Annotated in this window: 16 protein-coding genes; 11 read left to right on the top strand and 5 right to left on the bottom strand. The window is 67.5% G+C overall.

What is annotated here, in order from left to right:
* Positions 1–326: 326 nt before the first annotated feature.
* Complete coding sequence (locus GGR43_RS13820) at positions 327–887, top strand: nuclear transport factor 2 family protein (RefSeq protein ID WP_188072561.1); 561 nt, start codon at positions 327–329, stop codon at positions 885–887.
* Between the two features lie 6 nt (positions 888–893).
* Here GGR43_RS13820 and GGR43_RS13825 read toward each other — a convergent pair whose 3' ends face one another.
* The 4 genes from GGR43_RS13825 to GGR43_RS13840 all read right to left on the bottom strand — a co-directional run bounded on the left by GGR43_RS13825 (position 894) and on the right by GGR43_RS13840 (position 5,225).
* On the bottom strand, positions 894–2,081 hold the full coding sequence (locus GGR43_RS13825) for a multidrug effflux MFS transporter (protein ID WP_188072562.1): 1,188 nt from the start codon (positions 2,079–2,081) through the stop codon (positions 894–896).
* 14 nt (positions 2,082–2,095) lie between these two features.
* Positions 2,096–3,427: an MFS transporter gene (locus GGR43_RS13830; protein ID WP_188072563.1), complete on the bottom strand. Its 1,332-nt coding sequence runs from the start codon at positions 3,425–3,427 to the stop codon at positions 2,096–2,098.
* A gap of 87 nt (positions 3,428–3,514) precedes the next feature.
* On the bottom strand, positions 3,515–3,949 hold the full coding sequence (locus GGR43_RS13835; protein WP_223177452.1) for a DoxX family membrane protein: 435 nt from the start codon (positions 3,947–3,949) through the stop codon (positions 3,515–3,517).
* Positions 3,950–3,992: 43 nt separating this feature from the next.
* The gene (locus tag GGR43_RS13840; protein WP_188072565.1) at positions 3,993–5,225 is read right to left on the bottom strand and encodes a Rieske 2Fe-2S domain-containing protein; all 1,233 of its coding nucleotides are present in this window, start codon (positions 5,223–5,225) and stop codon (positions 3,993–3,995) included.
* A gap of 328 nt (positions 5,226–5,553) precedes the next feature.
* Between GGR43_RS13840 and GGR43_RS13845 the strand changes: the two genes are divergently transcribed.
* From GGR43_RS13845 to GGR43_RS13870, 6 genes are all read left to right on the top strand, one after another.
* Positions 5,554–6,378: an alpha/beta fold hydrolase gene (locus GGR43_RS13845; protein WP_188072566.1), complete on the top strand. Its 825-nt coding sequence runs from the start codon at positions 5,554–5,556 to the stop codon at positions 6,376–6,378.
* An 11-nt stretch (positions 6,379–6,389) separates the two neighbouring features.
* Positions 6,390–7,268, top strand: coding sequence for an amidohydrolase family protein (locus GGR43_RS13850; protein WP_188072567.1), 879 nt, complete (start codon positions 6,390–6,392; stop codon positions 7,266–7,268).
* 4 nt (positions 7,269–7,272) lie between these two features.
* Positions 7,273–8,145 (top strand): fumarylacetoacetate hydrolase family protein, encoded by an 873-nt coding sequence (locus GGR43_RS13855; protein WP_188072568.1) that lies wholly within the window; start codon positions 7,273–7,275, stop codon positions 8,143–8,145.
* A 13-nt stretch (positions 8,146–8,158) separates the two neighbouring features.
* A complete protein-coding gene (locus GGR43_RS13860) occupies positions 8,159–8,662 on the top strand; it encodes a hypothetical protein (RefSeq protein WP_188072569.1) in 504 nt (167 codons plus the stop codon).
* Between the two features lie 33 nt (positions 8,663–8,695).
* Positions 8,696–10,087, top strand: coding sequence for an MFS transporter (locus tag GGR43_RS13865; RefSeq protein WP_188072570.1), 1,392 nt, complete (start codon positions 8,696–8,698; stop codon positions 10,085–10,087).
* 81 nt (positions 10,088–10,168) lie between these two features.
* The gene (locus GGR43_RS13870; protein ID WP_188072571.1) at positions 10,169–10,933 is read left to right on the top strand and encodes a GntR family transcriptional regulator; all 765 of its coding nucleotides are present in this window, start codon (positions 10,169–10,171) and stop codon (positions 10,931–10,933) included.
* Positions 10,934–10,946: 13 nt separating this feature from the next.
* On the opposite strand, the gene GGR43_RS13875 is transcribed toward GGR43_RS13870, so the two are convergent.
* Positions 10,947–11,855, bottom strand: a complete 909-nt coding sequence (locus GGR43_RS13875; protein WP_188072572.1) for a helix-turn-helix domain-containing protein — start codon at positions 11,853–11,855, stop codon at positions 10,947–10,949.
* A 105-nt stretch (positions 11,856–11,960) separates the two neighbouring features.
* On the opposite strand from GGR43_RS13875, the gene GGR43_RS13880 reads away from it, so the two are divergent.
* From GGR43_RS13880 to GGR43_RS13895, 4 genes are read left to right on the top strand one after another with little or no spacing between them, the layout of a single operon-like run.
* A complete protein-coding gene (locus GGR43_RS13880; protein ID WP_223177453.1) occupies positions 11,961–13,307 on the top strand; it encodes an aromatic ring-hydroxylating oxygenase subunit alpha in 1,347 nt (448 codons plus the stop codon).
* Positions 13,294–13,839 carry an aromatic-ring-hydroxylating dioxygenase subunit beta gene (locus tag GGR43_RS13885; protein WP_246343745.1) on the top strand — a complete coding sequence of 182 codons (546 nt, stop codon included), beginning with the start codon at positions 13,294–13,296 and terminating at the stop codon, positions 13,837–13,839. The genes GGR43_RS13880 and GGR43_RS13885 overlap by 14 nt, the downstream gene beginning before the upstream one ends.
* Before the next feature lie 14 nt (positions 13,840–13,853).
* Positions 13,854–14,660: an SDR family NAD(P)-dependent oxidoreductase gene (locus tag GGR43_RS13890; RefSeq protein ID WP_188072574.1), complete on the top strand. Its 807-nt coding sequence runs from the start codon at positions 13,854–13,856 to the stop codon at positions 14,658–14,660.
* A complete protein-coding gene (locus tag GGR43_RS13895; RefSeq protein ID WP_223177454.1) occupies positions 14,657–15,559 on the top strand; it encodes a VOC family protein in 903 nt (300 codons plus the stop codon). Before GGR43_RS13890 ends, GGR43_RS13895 begins: the two co-directional genes overlap by 4 nt.
* Positions 15,560–15,584: the final 25 nt, after the last annotated feature.

Genomic DNA, 15,584 nt, shown 5'->3' on the forward strand with positions numbered 1-15,584 from the left:
ATTCGTCACCCCGGCGACCCGAAGGGGGCCGAAGGTCAACGCTGGGGTCTCAGGCCATGTCGCGCGCCGCCTCCCGAGATGCCAGCCTGCGCTGGCATGACGGGGGAAAATATATGACCGCTTCGGGGTGGTCAGACGACATAGCCTCACCCGTCATGCTGAACTTGTTTCAGCATCCATCAAGCCTGACAGACCAACGGTCAATCCGCGAAATGGACCCTGAGCAGGGCCAGCGCAGCCAAACAAGTTCAGGGTGACGGTAACGGCAAGGCCCCGTTTCTGCTGCAAACCCCGACTTTTCATCCCCAACATCGGAGATCAGCTTCATGGCCAATGAAATAGTTTTCAGCAGACGCGCGCTCGCGGCGGTCGCGGGCCTTGGCGCGGCGATGGCGGCGGGTGGGGCGGCGGGCGGGGCGGATGCCGCGCGGCCCGCCGCCTTCACCGAAAGCGACCGGGCCGCCGTGATCGACCTGTTCTCCGCCTTCTGCTGGAGCTTCGACTGCACCAACGAGGAGGCGTTTCTCGACCTGTTCACCGGCGATGCGCTGGTCGTCGGCATGGGCGTCGCGCATCGGGGCAGGGAGGCCATCGCCCGATGGTTCCGCTATCTGGTCGCGCTGCGCGAGAAGGATGGCGACGACTGGCTGCACGAGGCGGGCCAGTTCCGCTTCGTGCCCGATGGCGCGGGCTGCATCGCCTATGCTTATGCGACGCATTTCGGCGCCAATCCGCAGACCGGGGCCCGCTTCGTCCGCAGCCTCGGCTATTTCGTCGCCGACTGCGTGCGCGCGGACGGGCTATGGCGTTTCCGCCGCTTCAGCATCAGCGGCTGGGACAAGGCCCTGCTGCCCTGGAAAAAGCCGCTGCCGTGGGACGGCCTCTGACGGCTGCTAGCCAGCCTGATGTCCGCCCTTGGCCGCCCATAGCAGGATGGCCGCCGCGCATCCGACAAGGCAGGCGGCGATGGTGATCGCCAGTCCCGCGCCGCCGCCCCAGCCCAGCGAACTGGCGATCCACGAGGCGAGCGTGCCCGCCGCGAAGGTCGCGCCGCCGAACAGCGCGGATGCCGCGCCGGATCGCGTGGCGTCCACCGCCAGCGCTCCCGCCAGCGTATTGGCCTGCACCACCGCCACGCTCGATATGACGAGGAACAGCAGCAGCAGCAGCGTCCACAGCCCGCCCGCCCGCGTCAGCGCGAACAGCGTGAAGGCGATGGCGAGCAGGATGGCGTTGCGCGCCGACCCGCGCAGCATCCGGTCCGGCGAGCGGCTTTTCAGCAGGATGCGGTTCAATTGGTTCGCCGCGACCAGCCCGATCGCGTTGAGCGCGAAGAGCAGCCCGAAATGGGTGCGGCTGACGCCATAATCCTCCATCAGCACGGCGGGCGAGGTGGCGATATAGGCGAACATGCAGGCGCTGTTGCACGACGCGGCCAGCAGATTGCCGAGGAACAGCCGGTTGCCGAGCAGCTGGCGGTAGGAGCGGAACGGATGCTCGCCCCGCGCCTGCGCGGCGGTGGCGGCGGAGCGGGTTTCGGCAAGGCGGAAGGCCGCCCCGGCGAGCAGCAGCACGCCGCCCGCCGCCATCGCGCCGAAGATGGAGCGCCACGCGCCGAAGCTGATGACCAGATTGCCGAGGCTGGGCGCGAGGATCGGCGCCACCCCGCCAATCAGCGCGAGGAGGGAGAAGAGGCGCGCCGATTCCCGGTGATCCAGCTTGTCCCGCACCACCGCGCGCCCGGCCACCGTCACCGAGCAGGCCCCCAGCGCCTGAAGCAGTCGCGCGGCCATCAGCATCGCGAAATCCGGCGCGAGGCAGGCGGCGACCGATCCGGCGAGATAGAGCAGCAATCCCCCGATGATGAGCGGCTTGCGCCCCAGCCTGTCCGACAGGGGACCGGCGATCAGCTGCCCCGCCGCCAGCCCGGCGAAGAAGATCGACACGCTCTGCCCGGCCTGCTGCGCGGTGATGCCGAGCTCCCCGGCGAGCTGGGGAATGGCGGGCAGGTACATGTCGATGGACAGCGGGGCGAGCGCGCCGAAACCGGCGAGCAGCAGCACCTGGGTTCGGGTGAGCATCGGGGTGGATCGTTTCAGAGGCCCGGCCGCCTGCCCGCGATCAGCGCGGCGAGCGCCAGCAGCACCGACCCCGCGACGAGGGAGAAGAAGCCCTGCGTGCCCAGCAGGCCGAGCGCCTGCGCGCCGGTCAGCGCGCCGAGTATGGCGCCGACCCGCCCCATGGTCGCGGACAGCCCGATCCCGCTCGCGCGCACCACGGAGGAGAAGCTGGCGGTGGCGAGCGCATAGAGCGACGTCAGCGTCCCGTTGAGCATATAGCCGCCGATCGCGATCAGCCCGTAGAAATAAACGGGCGGATAGCCGTGATCGGGCGTCGGCAGCGTGATCGCCAGCAGGATGAGGGCGGCGGCGCCACCGGCCAGATGCCCCCGCAGCACCCGGCCGACGCCATATTTGCCGGTGAGCAGACCGGCGAAGAAGATCCCGCCGATGCCCGCGATGCTCCAGATGAAGAGGGCGGTCCCGGCGACCTTCTGCGAAAAGCCTGCGCTGGAAAGCAGCGCGGGCAGCCAGCTCAGCACCATGGTCATCGCCAGATAGGCGAAGAAGAAGGCCGTCAGCAGCGAAACCACCCGCGCCCGCTCGCCGGGGGCGAACAGCAGGCCGAAGCGATATTTCCCGGCCTTGCCCTCTTCCCGGTCGGCGGCGGGCGGTTCGGGCGCGGGCATGTCGAGCTTGCGCAGCAGATCCTCCAGCTGCTTCGCCTTACCGGGAAAGCGGATCAGATAGGCCGGGGATTCCGGCAGCGCCGCCAGCAGAATCGCGGCGGCGGCGATCGGCAGCAGGCCCGCGACGATGAACAGCATCTGCCAGCCGAAGGCGGGCAGGATCGTCATCCCGGCAAGCCCGGTCAGCGAAATGCCGAGCGGATGGCACAGCATGGCGAAGGACACGACCAGCCCGTGCCGCGCCTTCGGCATGGTTTCGGTCAGCAGCGCCAGCACCGGGGGCAGGCATCCGCCCAGGCCGAGGCCGGCGATGAAGCGGATCACCGCCAGCTGCCCCGGCGTGTGCAGGAAGGCCATGACGAGCGTGGCGAGGCCGAACAGCACCGCGCCGCCCACGGCGGTCGGCTTGCGCCCGAAGCGGTCGCCCAGCAACCCGCCCAGCAGCGCGCCCGCGGCGGACCCGGCATAGCCCGCCGCCATCGCCGTGCCGAAGCTCGAAAGCGGCAGGCCCCAATCCTGCGCCAGCGTGGATACCGCGACGCTCAGCACCTGCGTGTCGATGCCGTCGATGACGTAGAGCAGCAGCACCAGGAAGAGGATGCGCAGCTGCATCCTGCCGAAGCCGGATACGGAAAGCCCGCGCGGCGCGGGGAGCATGGTTTCGACGGGGCCTGACACTTGGTTTTCCTCTCGACTTTTCGCACTCGCTTCGGCTGGCGGCGGCGCGGCGGGCTTCGCCTCTGTCCGCGCCGTCGGCCGCGATGATCAGGCCCGGTGGAGCACGATGTCGCGCACGTCCTGCGCCGTGGTCATCCGGGGCCGGCTGTGCATCGCGAAGATCGGCAGATAATTGGGCAGATGCGCCAGCATCAGCGCGAACTGGGGCACCGCCAGCAGCATCGCGAATATCCATGTCTCCGCCGTGCCGATCAGCACGATGTCGGCATAGAGGATCACCACCGTCAGCGGCAGCATCAGCAGCAGCGAGAACGGAACGAAGCGGTTCGCCAGCAGCAGCACTCCCGCCGCGATCTCGACGAATTTGACGATTTCGAACAGGCCGGAAAAGACCAGTCCGTCCATCAGGCGGTTGGCGGTTTCCTGCGTCGGGGGCGTGATCGGGATCCAGTGGAACCAGAAGTTCAACCCGTTGGCCAGCAGGAACAGCCCCAGAAAAACGCGGAGGACAATTTCCAGCACTCTCATCTTCTTCTCCGTCGTTCTTTCCCGTTGCCTGTCGCGGTCACAGGGCTTTCCAGTCCTCGCTGTCGAGGACGACGCGATCATAGGACAGCGCGTGGCTGATGTCCTGAATATCGGATGCCTGCGGCGGCGACCCGTCCTGATGCTTCTTCACCGCGGTCAGCAGCATCTGGCGCAGCCGCATGACCGCGATATCCGCCGCCACCAGATTTTCCTCGCCGCGATCCCATTCCCGATCGTTGAGCGACATCGCCATCGCGACGTCCTCGAATTCGATCGCGTCGAAGCCGCTCCAGCTCGTCGTCGCCATCGCCGCGCGGTTCTGGCCCATGTCGTGCGGCCAGCTCATCGTGACCTCGCAGCTCTTCTCGTCATAGCGGGGGCCGTTGAAGCCCAGGAAGGCGCGCATCCAGTCGCGGTCCACCGGCTCGTCGCGGGTATAGGCGATCTGGTAGGTCGCGGTTTCCTGATCGTTCATCGGCACCTCGATGATCGCGATCGCGAAGGCGAGATGGCCGGGGATGATCCGCATATTGGGCAGCATCACCGGCACCGCGCGGGCGTGGCGCGCGTCGTCGCGGCCCGGAATGCCGCGAAAGGCGACATAGCGATAGCCATAGTCGGTATCGACCACCTCATAGGTCGGGGCGAGGCTGTCCCATGCCGAGCTTTCGACCTCCTCGCCGCGCCGCGCCGCGCCCCAGCTGGGCCGGGCGTCGTTGGTGTGCAGCATGCCGACGTGCGAACTGTCGACGCCGCCTTCCCACAGGGCGAGATAATTGGCCTTGCTGTTGGCGCGGAAGAGGGTGCGGTGGTCGTCGGGCACCCTGTCGAAATCGAAGCGGCGCAGCGGCGGCTGCCGATCGGCGGGGCCGATATAGGTCCAGATCAGGCCGGACCGTTCCTCGACCGGATAGGCCTTGGCGCGCTTGCGCTCGCGATAGACGGCATTGTCGTGGTTCGGCGTTTCCATCACGCGCCCGTCCACCGCGAATTTCCAGCCATGATAGATGCAGCGCAGCCCGCATTCCTCGTTGCGCCCGAAGCTGAGGGAGACGCCGCGATGGAGGCAATGGTCGTCGAGCACGCCCACCTTGCCCTCGGTGTCGCGAAAGACGACGAGCCGTTCGCCCAGCAGCCAGGTGAGCAGCGGCGCGCCGTCCGCCTCCACCTGGGAGGAGAGCGCCACCGGGTGCCAATAGCCGCGCATGAAATCGCCCATCGGCGTTCCCTTGCCAACCTGGGTGAGAAGTCGATGCTGTTCGCTGTTCATGGAAATATCCTCGTCCTGACTGGGCCCGCGCCGCATGCCCGACGCGGCGGGGCCGACCTTATGCCCTCAATATCGTCGGACAATCTTTCGTGTCAATCGAAATTGGATAAGTGTAGGATGATAAGGCTTATGTCTGTGGTCGCGATTATTATGACGATAAATCAATATTTTATCACGAAATTCAGGCATATGGAGCGGCTAAGCCGGTGCTTTTCACCACCAGAATTTTCGATTGACATGAAATATTGTAGGACGATAAAGTTCATTATCCAGAACAGATGAGATGGCAGGCGCGCCCGCTGCCATCGGCACCCAGGAGGGGGTTTCCATGAGTCAGTTACCGAGCAACTATGTCGACACGCTGGGCTATCGCACCCATTATATCGAGGCGGGCGCGGGCAAGCCGCTGCTGCTGATCCATGGCGGCGGCGCCGGGGCGGACGCGCGCGGCAATTGGGAAAGGCTGTGCATGCCGCTGCTCGCCGGGGAGCGGCGCGTGATCGCCTATGACATGGTCGGCTTCGGTTCCGGCGACGCGCCCGATCCCGAAAATTTCGCCTATACGCCGGATGCGCGGGTAGACCAGCTCGTCGCGCTGATCGAGGCGCTCCAACTCGGCCCGGTCGATATCGTCGGCAATTCCATGGGCGGGCGCACCGCGCTCGCCACCGCGATCCGGCGGCCCGATCTGGTCGGCGACATCGTGCTGATGGGGTCGGCGGGCCTCGACCGTTCGATGGGCGGCGCGCTCACCGCGCTGACCGAATATGATTTCACCTATGCCGGGATGGAGCGGATCGTCCGCGCGCTCACCAACGACCGGTACGAGCCGGACCCGGCGATGGTGCGCTATCGCCTCGACCTGTCGGTGCAGCCCGCGCAGGCGAAGGCGTTCGGCGCGACGATGAAGATATTGAAGGAACGGCAGGGCCTGTGGATCGAGGATGAGGAGATCGCCGGCGTCAAGCACCGCATCCTCGTCGTCAACGGCAAGAACGACAAGGTCGTGCCGATCGCCCATGCCTATTGCTATCTGGAACTGCTGGAGAATTCGACCGGCGTGATCCTGCCGCATTGCGGCCACTGGGCGATGATCGAGCACCCCGAAACCTTCGCCAATATCGTCAGCGCCTTTCTGGCGCGCAAATTCTGAGCGGCCCGGCCATGATCTTCGACACCCATGCCCATCTCGTCTGCGAGGACCGGCAGGCCTATCCGCCCAGGCCGCTGAGCGGGAAGCTCGCGCCGGGCGAGTTCGACCTGCCCAACAGCAAGGAACGCTTCCTTGCGCTGATGGACGCGAACGGCGTCGCCGCCGCCTGCGCGGTGCAGCGCGCGCATATCTATGGCTATGACAACAGCTATATCCTCGATTGCGCGGCGGAGCTGCCCGATCGCCTCCGCGCGGTCGTGGTGCTCAACTCGGCGGACCCGGCGACGCCTGCGCTGTTGCGCGATCTGGTGAAGCAGGGCGGCGCGGCGGGCGTGCGCTATGTCTCGCCCGGTTTCCCCTCCGCCTCGCTCGACTGGCTGGCGTCCGGCGAGGCGGCGGCGTCGTTCGCGGCGGCGGCCGATCTCGGCATTCCGATCTGCATCCATGTGCTGCATGTGCAGCGCGAGGCGGTGCTGCCCGAAGTGCGGCGGCTGGCGGAGCGCTATGGCGAGGCCGCCTTCGTGATCGACCATGTGGGCGGCGCCCATCCGGCGGTGATCGAGCAGAAATGGCTGGGCGAGCAGGGCCTGCCGATCGGCGCGGAGTTCATCGAACCGGCGCTGGCGCTGGCCGACTGCGCCAATGTGACGATGAAGATGTCGACGATCAATTTCGAATGCACGCCGGATGCGCGGGCGTTCGTGCGCACGGTGGTCGGCCGCTTCGGGGCGGAGCGGGTGATCTGGGGGTCGGACATCGGCCAGTCGCGCGGCGATTACGGCCATATGGTGGCGCAATTGCGCGATGCGGTGGCGGATCTGGAACCGGATGCGCGCGAAGCGGTGCTCTATCGCAACGCCGCCGCCCTTTATGCACCGGAAAGGAGTTGAGATCATGCGGCTATGTCGGTTTTCCTATGAGGACAGCGTGCGCAGCGGCGTCGTCGTCGGCGACGGCGTGCGGCCGCTCGGCGACCTGCTGCCGCGATTGGCGGCGAACGCGGCGGCGGGTGACATGCGGGCGGTGCTGGAAGGCGGGCCGGGCCTGCTCGACGCGCTGCGCGCCGCCCTTGCCGCTGACGGCGGCGCGGCGATCCCGCTCGACGCGGTGAGGCTGCTCGCGCCGATCGCCAATCCGTCGAAGATCATTTGCAGCTGGGTCAATTATCTCAACCCGGCGATGGCGAAGCTGCCGGACTCGCCGATCTTCTTTTCCAAATATGACAGCGCGATCATCGGCGACGGCGAGGCGATCCGGCTGCCCAGGGCGGGCAGTGACATCGTGGTCGAGCCGGAAATGACCGTGGTGATCGGCAAGCCGGGGCGGGAGATCAGCGAGGCGGACGCGATGGCCCATGTCGGCGGCTACACCATCGTCAACGACGTGACCGCGTTCAGCCACCGCCTCCAGATCCTCGTCGGCGCGACCGGCCCCTATATGATGGCCAAGACCTTCGACACCTTCGCGCCGATGGGGCCATGGCTGACGACGGCGGACGAGATCGCCGATCCGCATGCTCTGGAGGTGCGCCAATATCTCAACGGCGAGTTGAGGACGCATGCCAATACATCGGGCGCGGTGTTCAGGATACCGGCGCTGATCAGCTATCTCTCGAACTTCTTCGAGCTGCGGCCGGGCGACATCATCCTCACCGGATCGCCGCCGCCCGACAGCGGCAAGCCCGATTTTCTGACTGAAGGCGACGAGGTCAGGATCGAGATCGAGGGGCTGGGCGTGCTGCGCAATCCGGTCGTGGCCGCCGCGTGACCGGGCAGGCGCGATGAACCCTGCGCAGAAGCGGCAGATCCGCAATGAGATGATCGCGGGCGCGGCCGTCAACGCGGCGCTCAGCCTTGCCGCCGCCTGGCTGGTGTTCGGCGGCATGGACAGCGTGCCCTATTGCTGCGCGGTCGCGTCGCTGGCGGTCGACGCCGCGCCCCATGGCTTCGCCATATCCTTCATGGCGACGCTGGTGCCCTCGCTGTTCGTGCTGGGCCGCATCCGCAAGGGTCGGGTCGAGGGATGCCCGCCCGCCGCCGCCCTGCTGCCCGGCATACGCGGGCGGATAGCGGCACGGGCCATCGCCGCGGGCGGCATCGGCGGGCTGGCGGGCATCAGTGCGCATCTCGCCATGGTGGGAGTGGCGCCGCCGCACTGGCCGCTGGCCGCCGTGCTGCTGTTCAAGCCGGTCTATGGCGTGGCGGTGAGCCTGATCGCGACCGGCATCGCGCTGCGCCTGCTGTTCGCCCGGCTTTCGGCTGCCGCGCCGGGGACGGGGCGATGAACGCTTGATCCCGGCTTTTCCCGTCGCCGCCGCATGACGCCCGAACCGCTTTCCCCCGCCGCGCGGCGGATCACGCTGGCGGTTTCGGTGACGCTGTTCATGGCGCTGATGGACGAGGCGGTGCTAGTGACGGCGATGCCGGGCATCGCGCGGCACATGGGGGTGTCGCCGCTGGCGCTGGGGCTGGCGGTGTCGATCTACATGGCGGCCGCCGTCGCGGTGCTGCCGGTCAGCGGCTGGATCGCCGGGCGTTATGGCGCGCGCCGCCTGTTCGTGCTGGGCAATCTCGCCTTCGGGGCCGCATCGCTGTGGTGCGGCCTTGCCGACAGCTATGGATGGTTCATCTGCGCCCGCGCCTTTCAGGGCGCGGCGGCCGGGCTGATGACGATGGTGGGCCGCCTGATCCTGCTGCGCGCCATCCCGCGCGGCCAATATGTCGCGGCGCTCAACCTCACCACCGTGCCGATGCTGATCGGCCCGACCATCGGCCCCGCGATCGGCGGGCTGATCGTCACCTATGGCCAATGGCCGATGATCTTCTTCCTCAACCTGCCCGCGGTGCTGCTGGTCGCCCTCGCCGCGCCACGGCTGATCCCGCCGGTTCCGGTCGAAGGCAAGACGCCGTTCGACTGGATCGGCGCGCTGCTGAGCAGCCTGTCGCTGGCCCTGCTGCTCGCGGGCCTGCATGGCCTTGAAACGCCGGACCGGCTGCCGCAGGCGCTCGCGCTGCTCCTCGCCGGCCTGCTGACGGGCGCGGCGGCCGTCCGGCATTTTCGCGGCCATCCCGCGCCGCTGCTCTCGCTCGCCCCGCTGCGCTGGCCGCGCTTTCGCGCCGCGACGATCGCGGGGGGCATGCTGCTGCGCCTGCCGCTGCGCGCGCAATCCTTCGTCCTGCCGCTGATCCTCCAGCTCGCGCTGGGGCTGGAGCCGCTGCGCACCGGCCTGCTGATGCTGGCGCTCACCGCCGGGGACCTGCTGTTCAAGCCGCTGGTCGTGCCGGTCTATCGCCGGGTGGGGCAGCACCGGGCGCTGCTCTGGTCCGGCCTGTTCGGGCTGGGCGCGGTGGCCGCGACGCTCGGCTTTGCCGAGGGGACCGGCGAATGGATCATCGTGCCGGTGATCGCGGCCTGCGGCATGGCGCGCTGCGTGCTGTTCACCGGCCTGTCGGCACTGGGCCTTTCCGACCTGCCCGCCGCGCAGCTGGGCGCCGCCAATGTCCTGATGAACATCAGCCAGCAGCTTGCGGGCACCCTTGCGGTGGCGACGACCGCGATCGTCATCCAGCTGGCCGGGGCGGGCGGCACGGCGACCCTTGCCGATTTCCGCCGGGCCACGCTCTGCCTGCTGGCGGTCGGGCTGGCCGGGCTCGTCTCGCTTGCCCGGATGAAGGCGGATTCCCCTGCCGCCGGGGGCGGGGGGTCATGAATACGGGTCGTTGCACCTTGTCATCCGTAGTCGTATTGCGGTGCTGCGCGAATTTTTGAAGAAATCGGGAGAAAGTCGAAAATGGCGAGGTCTGGTTCTGATGACGATGATGCGAAGCGTTCTGTCGCCAGTCTGGTCTATGACAGAATATCGGCGCGCATCACTTCGGGCGATTTCGGCGCGAACGAGCGTCTGACCGAAGCCGAGCTGGTCAAGGAACTGGGCGTCAGCCGGGGCGCGGTGCGCGAGGCGATGAGCAAGCTCGCCGCCGACGGCCTGATCGAGATAGAGCTGAACAAGGGGGCCATCGTTCAGGCGATCACCCGCAAGGACATGTCCGATTTTCTTCAGGTGCGCGCGCTCTACGAATCCTTCGCCGCCCGTCTTGCCGCGAAACGGATCGACGAGCCGGGCTCGCGCGAGCTGGTGCACAGCGTGATCGAGGATTACGGCGCGCTGATCGACAACCCCAATTCCGACGCGCTGGTGGATGTCGACGCCCGCTATCACAGCGTGATCATGGACCTTTCCGGCAACGGCATCATGGCGGCGGAATGGCGGCGGCTGCGGCGGTCCCGCTATCGCGTGGCCTACATCCGCTCGCTGACCCAGGCCGAGATCATCGAAGCGGCGGAACGGGACCGGGAAACGCTCTACGCCATTCTGGACGGCGACGCGGAGCTGGCCGCGTCCTGCGCCGAGCGCAACGTGACCATGACCAACCGGCGCATCCAGCGCCTGCCGAACGAGCAGTTCGACGCGATCTTCAACCCTTCGGGCAAGCGCAAGTCGGGCGGCGGGCGGCTGGGCCGGGGGCGCAAGGCGGCGGCATCCGCCGACAGCTGACGCCCGCACCCGATCAGCGCGCCGCGCCATCGCGGCGGCGCGTGCGCCAGCGGCCGGGGCTCAGGCCGAAGCGGCGCACGAACGCCCGGTTGAACGCGGCCTCCGCGCTATAGCCGACGCGTTCGGCGATCGTCTTGACCGGGCTGCCCTCGCGCATCAGCATGTCCGCCGCCATGTCCATCCGCAGGCCGGTCAGGCAGTGCAGCGGCGGCACCCCCAGCAGTTCCTGAAAACGCACGGCAAAGGCGGTGCGGGACATGCCCGCCACCTTCGCCAGCCCCTCGACCGTCCACGGCGCGGCGGGCGCGCGGTGGAACGCCGCCAGCGCGCGCCAGATGCGGGAATCATGCAGCGCCGTGGGCAGGGCCTTGCGCAATTGCTCGGTTTCCTCCGACATGTGGCGGACCAGCACGATCACGATCAGCTCGGCCAGCCTTTGCAATATGCCCGCCCGGTCTATCCGCTCCCGATCGGATGAAAGCTCTAGCACGATCAGATCGCCCAGCTGCGCGATCCAGCTGGCGGCCGGCCCCGGATGATCGCTCGGCACATGCACCGTCGCCCAGAAGGACGCCAGCAGCAGATTGGCCTCCAGCGGCGCATGGCCCGCCACCAGTTCCAGCGGATGATCCGTATCGGGGACCCAGGGTTCGAGCTGCGCGAAATTGCGCGACCCGCCGGGCCGGGCCGATATTTCCGTGAACTCGAACGAGCGGCGGCCGTCGATGCCGATGCAGCTGCCGCACTCGACGAGAATCGGCGGTTCGTTCTCCAGCCGGACCGACACCGCCCCCCGGCGCACCTGAAAGAACCAGCTTCGCGGCGAGGGCGGAAATTTTATCCGTTCGCCTGCGCGGAAGCGCAGAAAGCCGAAATCGACCCCCTCCATGCGCGGTTCGGGCAGCCGCGCGAGCGATGTCATTTTGAACGATCGGTCAAGTGTTTTCATGTCGCAGCCAAAGCCTGAACGGGTGGTCAAGGATATAGATTTCTCCAGAAACGAAAATCAAAAATTCAGGAGACGGCAGTGACGGGCTTTGACGCCGCCATGGCGCGAGAGAAGGCGACGCGTATCTTCGACAGGGACGCCGGGACGATCGAGGCCAGCGCCTATGTCGATCCGGACATCTACCGGCTGGAGCTGGAGAATATTTTCCGGCGCACATGGCTTTTCCTCGCGCATGAAACGCAGATCCGCGCGCCCGGCGACTTTCTGGCGACCTATATGGGCGAGGATCCCGTCATCGTTGTCCGCCAGAAGGACGGCGGGGTCAAGGCGTTCCTCAACCAGTGCCGCCACCGGGGCATGCGCCTGTGCCGGTCCGACGCGGGCAAGGCCAGCAACTTCACCTGCGTCTATCATGGCTGGGTCTATGGCCTGGGCGGCGAGCTGGTCGGCGTGCCGCTGGAGGAACCGGCCTATGGCACGGTCGACCGCGCCGCGTGGAGCGCCCGCCCGGTGCCGCGCATCGCCCGCTACAAGGGGCTGATCTTCGGCTGCTGGGATGAGAATGTCCCCGATTTCACCGACTATCTGGGCGACGCGGCCTTCTATCTCGATATCTTGCTCGATCGTTCCCCGGCGGGCACCGAGGCGATCGGCGGCATCCATAAATGGGTGATCCCCTGCAACTGGAAATTCGCCGCCGAACAGTTCGCGTCCGATTCCTACCATGCGCTGTTCGCCCATCTTTCCGCCGCGGCGGTGACGATGCCAGACGGCAGCTATTCCGCCGACTGGGGCGGGGAGGGGTTCCAGTTCACCAGCGACCGGGGCCATGGCACCGGCTTCCTGCTCGACGCCGGGCGGCGCGAGATGCTCACCGCCTTCGTCGGGCCGGAGGTGGCGCGCTATGCGATGGAAGAGGGGATGGGCAGCGCGATCGAGCGGCTGGGCGCGATGCGCGGGCAGCGGATGCATGCGCAGCATATGACCATCTTCCCGAATTTCTCCTTCCTTCCGTCGGTCAACACCGTGCGGGTGTGGCACCCCAAGGGCCCGAACGAGATAGAGGTCTGGGCGTGGAACCTGGTCGAGGCGGATGCGTCGGACGCGGTGAAGGAAGCCTATCGCGTCGGCGGGCTGCGCTCGTTCAGCGCGAGCGGCATCTTCGAGCAGGAGGACGGCGAGAACTGGGTCGAGATCCAGCGCTGCCTGCAAGGGCCGGTGGCGCGCGACACGGTGTTTCATGTCGGCATGGGCCTCGGCCGTCCGGACGCCGCCGATCCCGATCTTCCCGGCCGACTCGGCTGGGTGTTCTCCGAAGTCGCCGCGCGCGGCTTCTACACCCAGTGGCAGCGCCTGCTCGCCGACCCGGACGCGCCGGTTATCCCTTCCGCCGACCATGGGGAGGCCAACCATGCCGCGCAATGACGCCGCCATGCTCGAAACCCTTATCCTGCACCATCGCATCGAGCGCTTCTATTATGACGAGGCGGCGCTGCTGGACGACCGCCGCTATGAGGAGTGGCTGGCGCTGTTTGCGGAGGACATTCATTATGTCATGCCGCTGCGCACCAACCGCGTGCGGCGCGAGCGGAAGCTGGAATATTCCGCGCCGCAGGAAAGCGCCTATTTCGACGAGGACCATGCCTCGCTCGACATGCGGGTGCGCAAATTCGCCAGCGGCACCAACTGGGCGGAGGAGCCGCCGTCGCGCACGCGGCACCTGATCGGCAATGTGCGGGTCGATGCCGGTGAGACGGGCGGGGGTGAGGCGAGCGAGATCGCCGTGCGCTCTGCCTTTATCATCTACCGCAACCGGCTCGAACGGCAGACCGAGGTTTTCGCGGGCGAGCGGCAGGACGTGCTGCGCGCGGAGGGCGACAGCTTCCGCATCGCCCGCCGCCGCATCCTGCTCGATCAGGCCACGCTGCTCACCAGCAGCCTCAGCTTTTTCTTCTGAACGGGGAGGCGCTTATGGGCAGGCTTGCAGGCCAATCCGTCTATATCACCGGCGCCGCCGGGGGGCTGGGGCTGGCGATCGTGCGCCGCTTCGTGGCCGAGGGCGCGCGCTGCGTGGTGCTCGACCGCCGGAAACCCGATCCGGACGTCGCGGCGGCGCTCGGTGAGGCCGTCCGCTTCCTGGAAGGCGACGTGCGCGACGCCGCCGCGCATCGCGGCGCGGTCGAAACCGCGCTCGCGCAGTTCGGCGCGCTCGATTGCTTCATCGGCAATGCGGGCATCTGGGATTTCAACCGCTCGCTGCGCGCGATGGACGCGGCGGCGCTGGAAAGCGGCTTCCACGAACTGTTCGGCATCAACGTGCTGGGCTATCTGCTCGGCGCGAAGGCGGCGGCGGCGGCGCTGGCGGATAGCGGGGGCAGCATGATCTTCACCCTGTCCAACGCCGCGACGATGAGCAATGGCGGCGGCGTGCTCTATACCGCGTCCAAGCATGCGGGGCTCGGCATCGTGCGCCAGCTTGCCTATGAGCTTGCGCCGAGGGTGCGCGTCAACGCGGTCGCGCCCGGCGCGATCCTCACCGGCCTCAGCGGCCCCGCCAGCCTCGGCCTCGATGATCAGACCATCCGCTCGCTGGGCTTCGAGGCGGTCGCCGACAAGATCGTGCCCTTGGGCCGGATTCCCGAAATCGAGGACTATGTGCCCGCCTACGTCTTTCTGGCCGCGCGGGACGAGAATGTGCCCGCGACCGGCATGGTGCTCCGCTATGACGGGGGCCTTTCCGTGCGCGGTTTCCTGTCGGCCAATGGAGACGGACAATGAATGGCGCTTGGAATGAAGAGGCAGCGGTGGGCGCGCTGGGCTATATCGGCATCGGCGTATCGTCGCCTGAGAAATGGGCGGATTTCAGCGCCCTGCTCGGCCTGATGCCGGGCGAGCCGGGGCCGGACGGGTCGATCCGCTATCGCATGGACGAGTGCGCCTGGCGCATCGCGCTGCATGCCGACGATATCGACGATTGCCTCTATGCCGGTTTCGATTGCGGCACGCAGGCGCGGTTCGAGGCGGTGCTCGCGCGGATCGCGAAAGCGGGCATCGCCGCCACGCGCGACGAGGATCTGGCGCGGGTGCGCGGCGTCATGAAGCTGGCGCGGCTGACCGACCCGGACGGCGTGCCGCTGGAGCTGTATTACGGACCGCGCGTGGTGCCGGAGCAGCCTTTCCGCTCGCCGCAGCCGCTCTCCCGCTTCATGACCGGCGCGAACGGCCTCGGCCATGTGATCGTCAACGCCGACGATCCGGCGGCGAGCGCGGCCTTCTACAGGGACGTGCTGGGGCTGTCGCTGTCCGACCGCATCCTGTTCGAGGCCGCGCCGGGCGTGGTCATCCCGCTGACCTTCCTGCATTGCAACGAGCGGCATCATTCGATCGCCATCGCCCCCAGGATGCCCGACAGCAAGCGGGTGCATCATCTGATGCTGGAGGTGCCGGGGATCGACGATGTCGGCTTCGCGCTCGATCGCGTCATGGCCGCCGGGCTGGAGATTTCCGCCACGCTGGGCCGGCATTCGAACGACCGCATGATCAGCTTCTACGTCCGCACGCCGAGCGGCTTCGAGGTCGAATATGGCTGCGAGGGCCTCGCCGTCGACCGCGCGACATGGACGGTCGCCGATCATGCCAGCATCAGCGTCTGGGGCCACCGGCGCGAACGTATCTGAAGAAAGCGCGGGAAACGCGCGACAC

This window comes from Sphingobium jiangsuense (genome assembly GCF_014196495.1).
Taxonomy (GTDB): Bacteria; Pseudomonadota; Alphaproteobacteria; order Sphingomonadales; family Sphingomonadaceae; genus Sphingobium; species Sphingobium jiangsuense.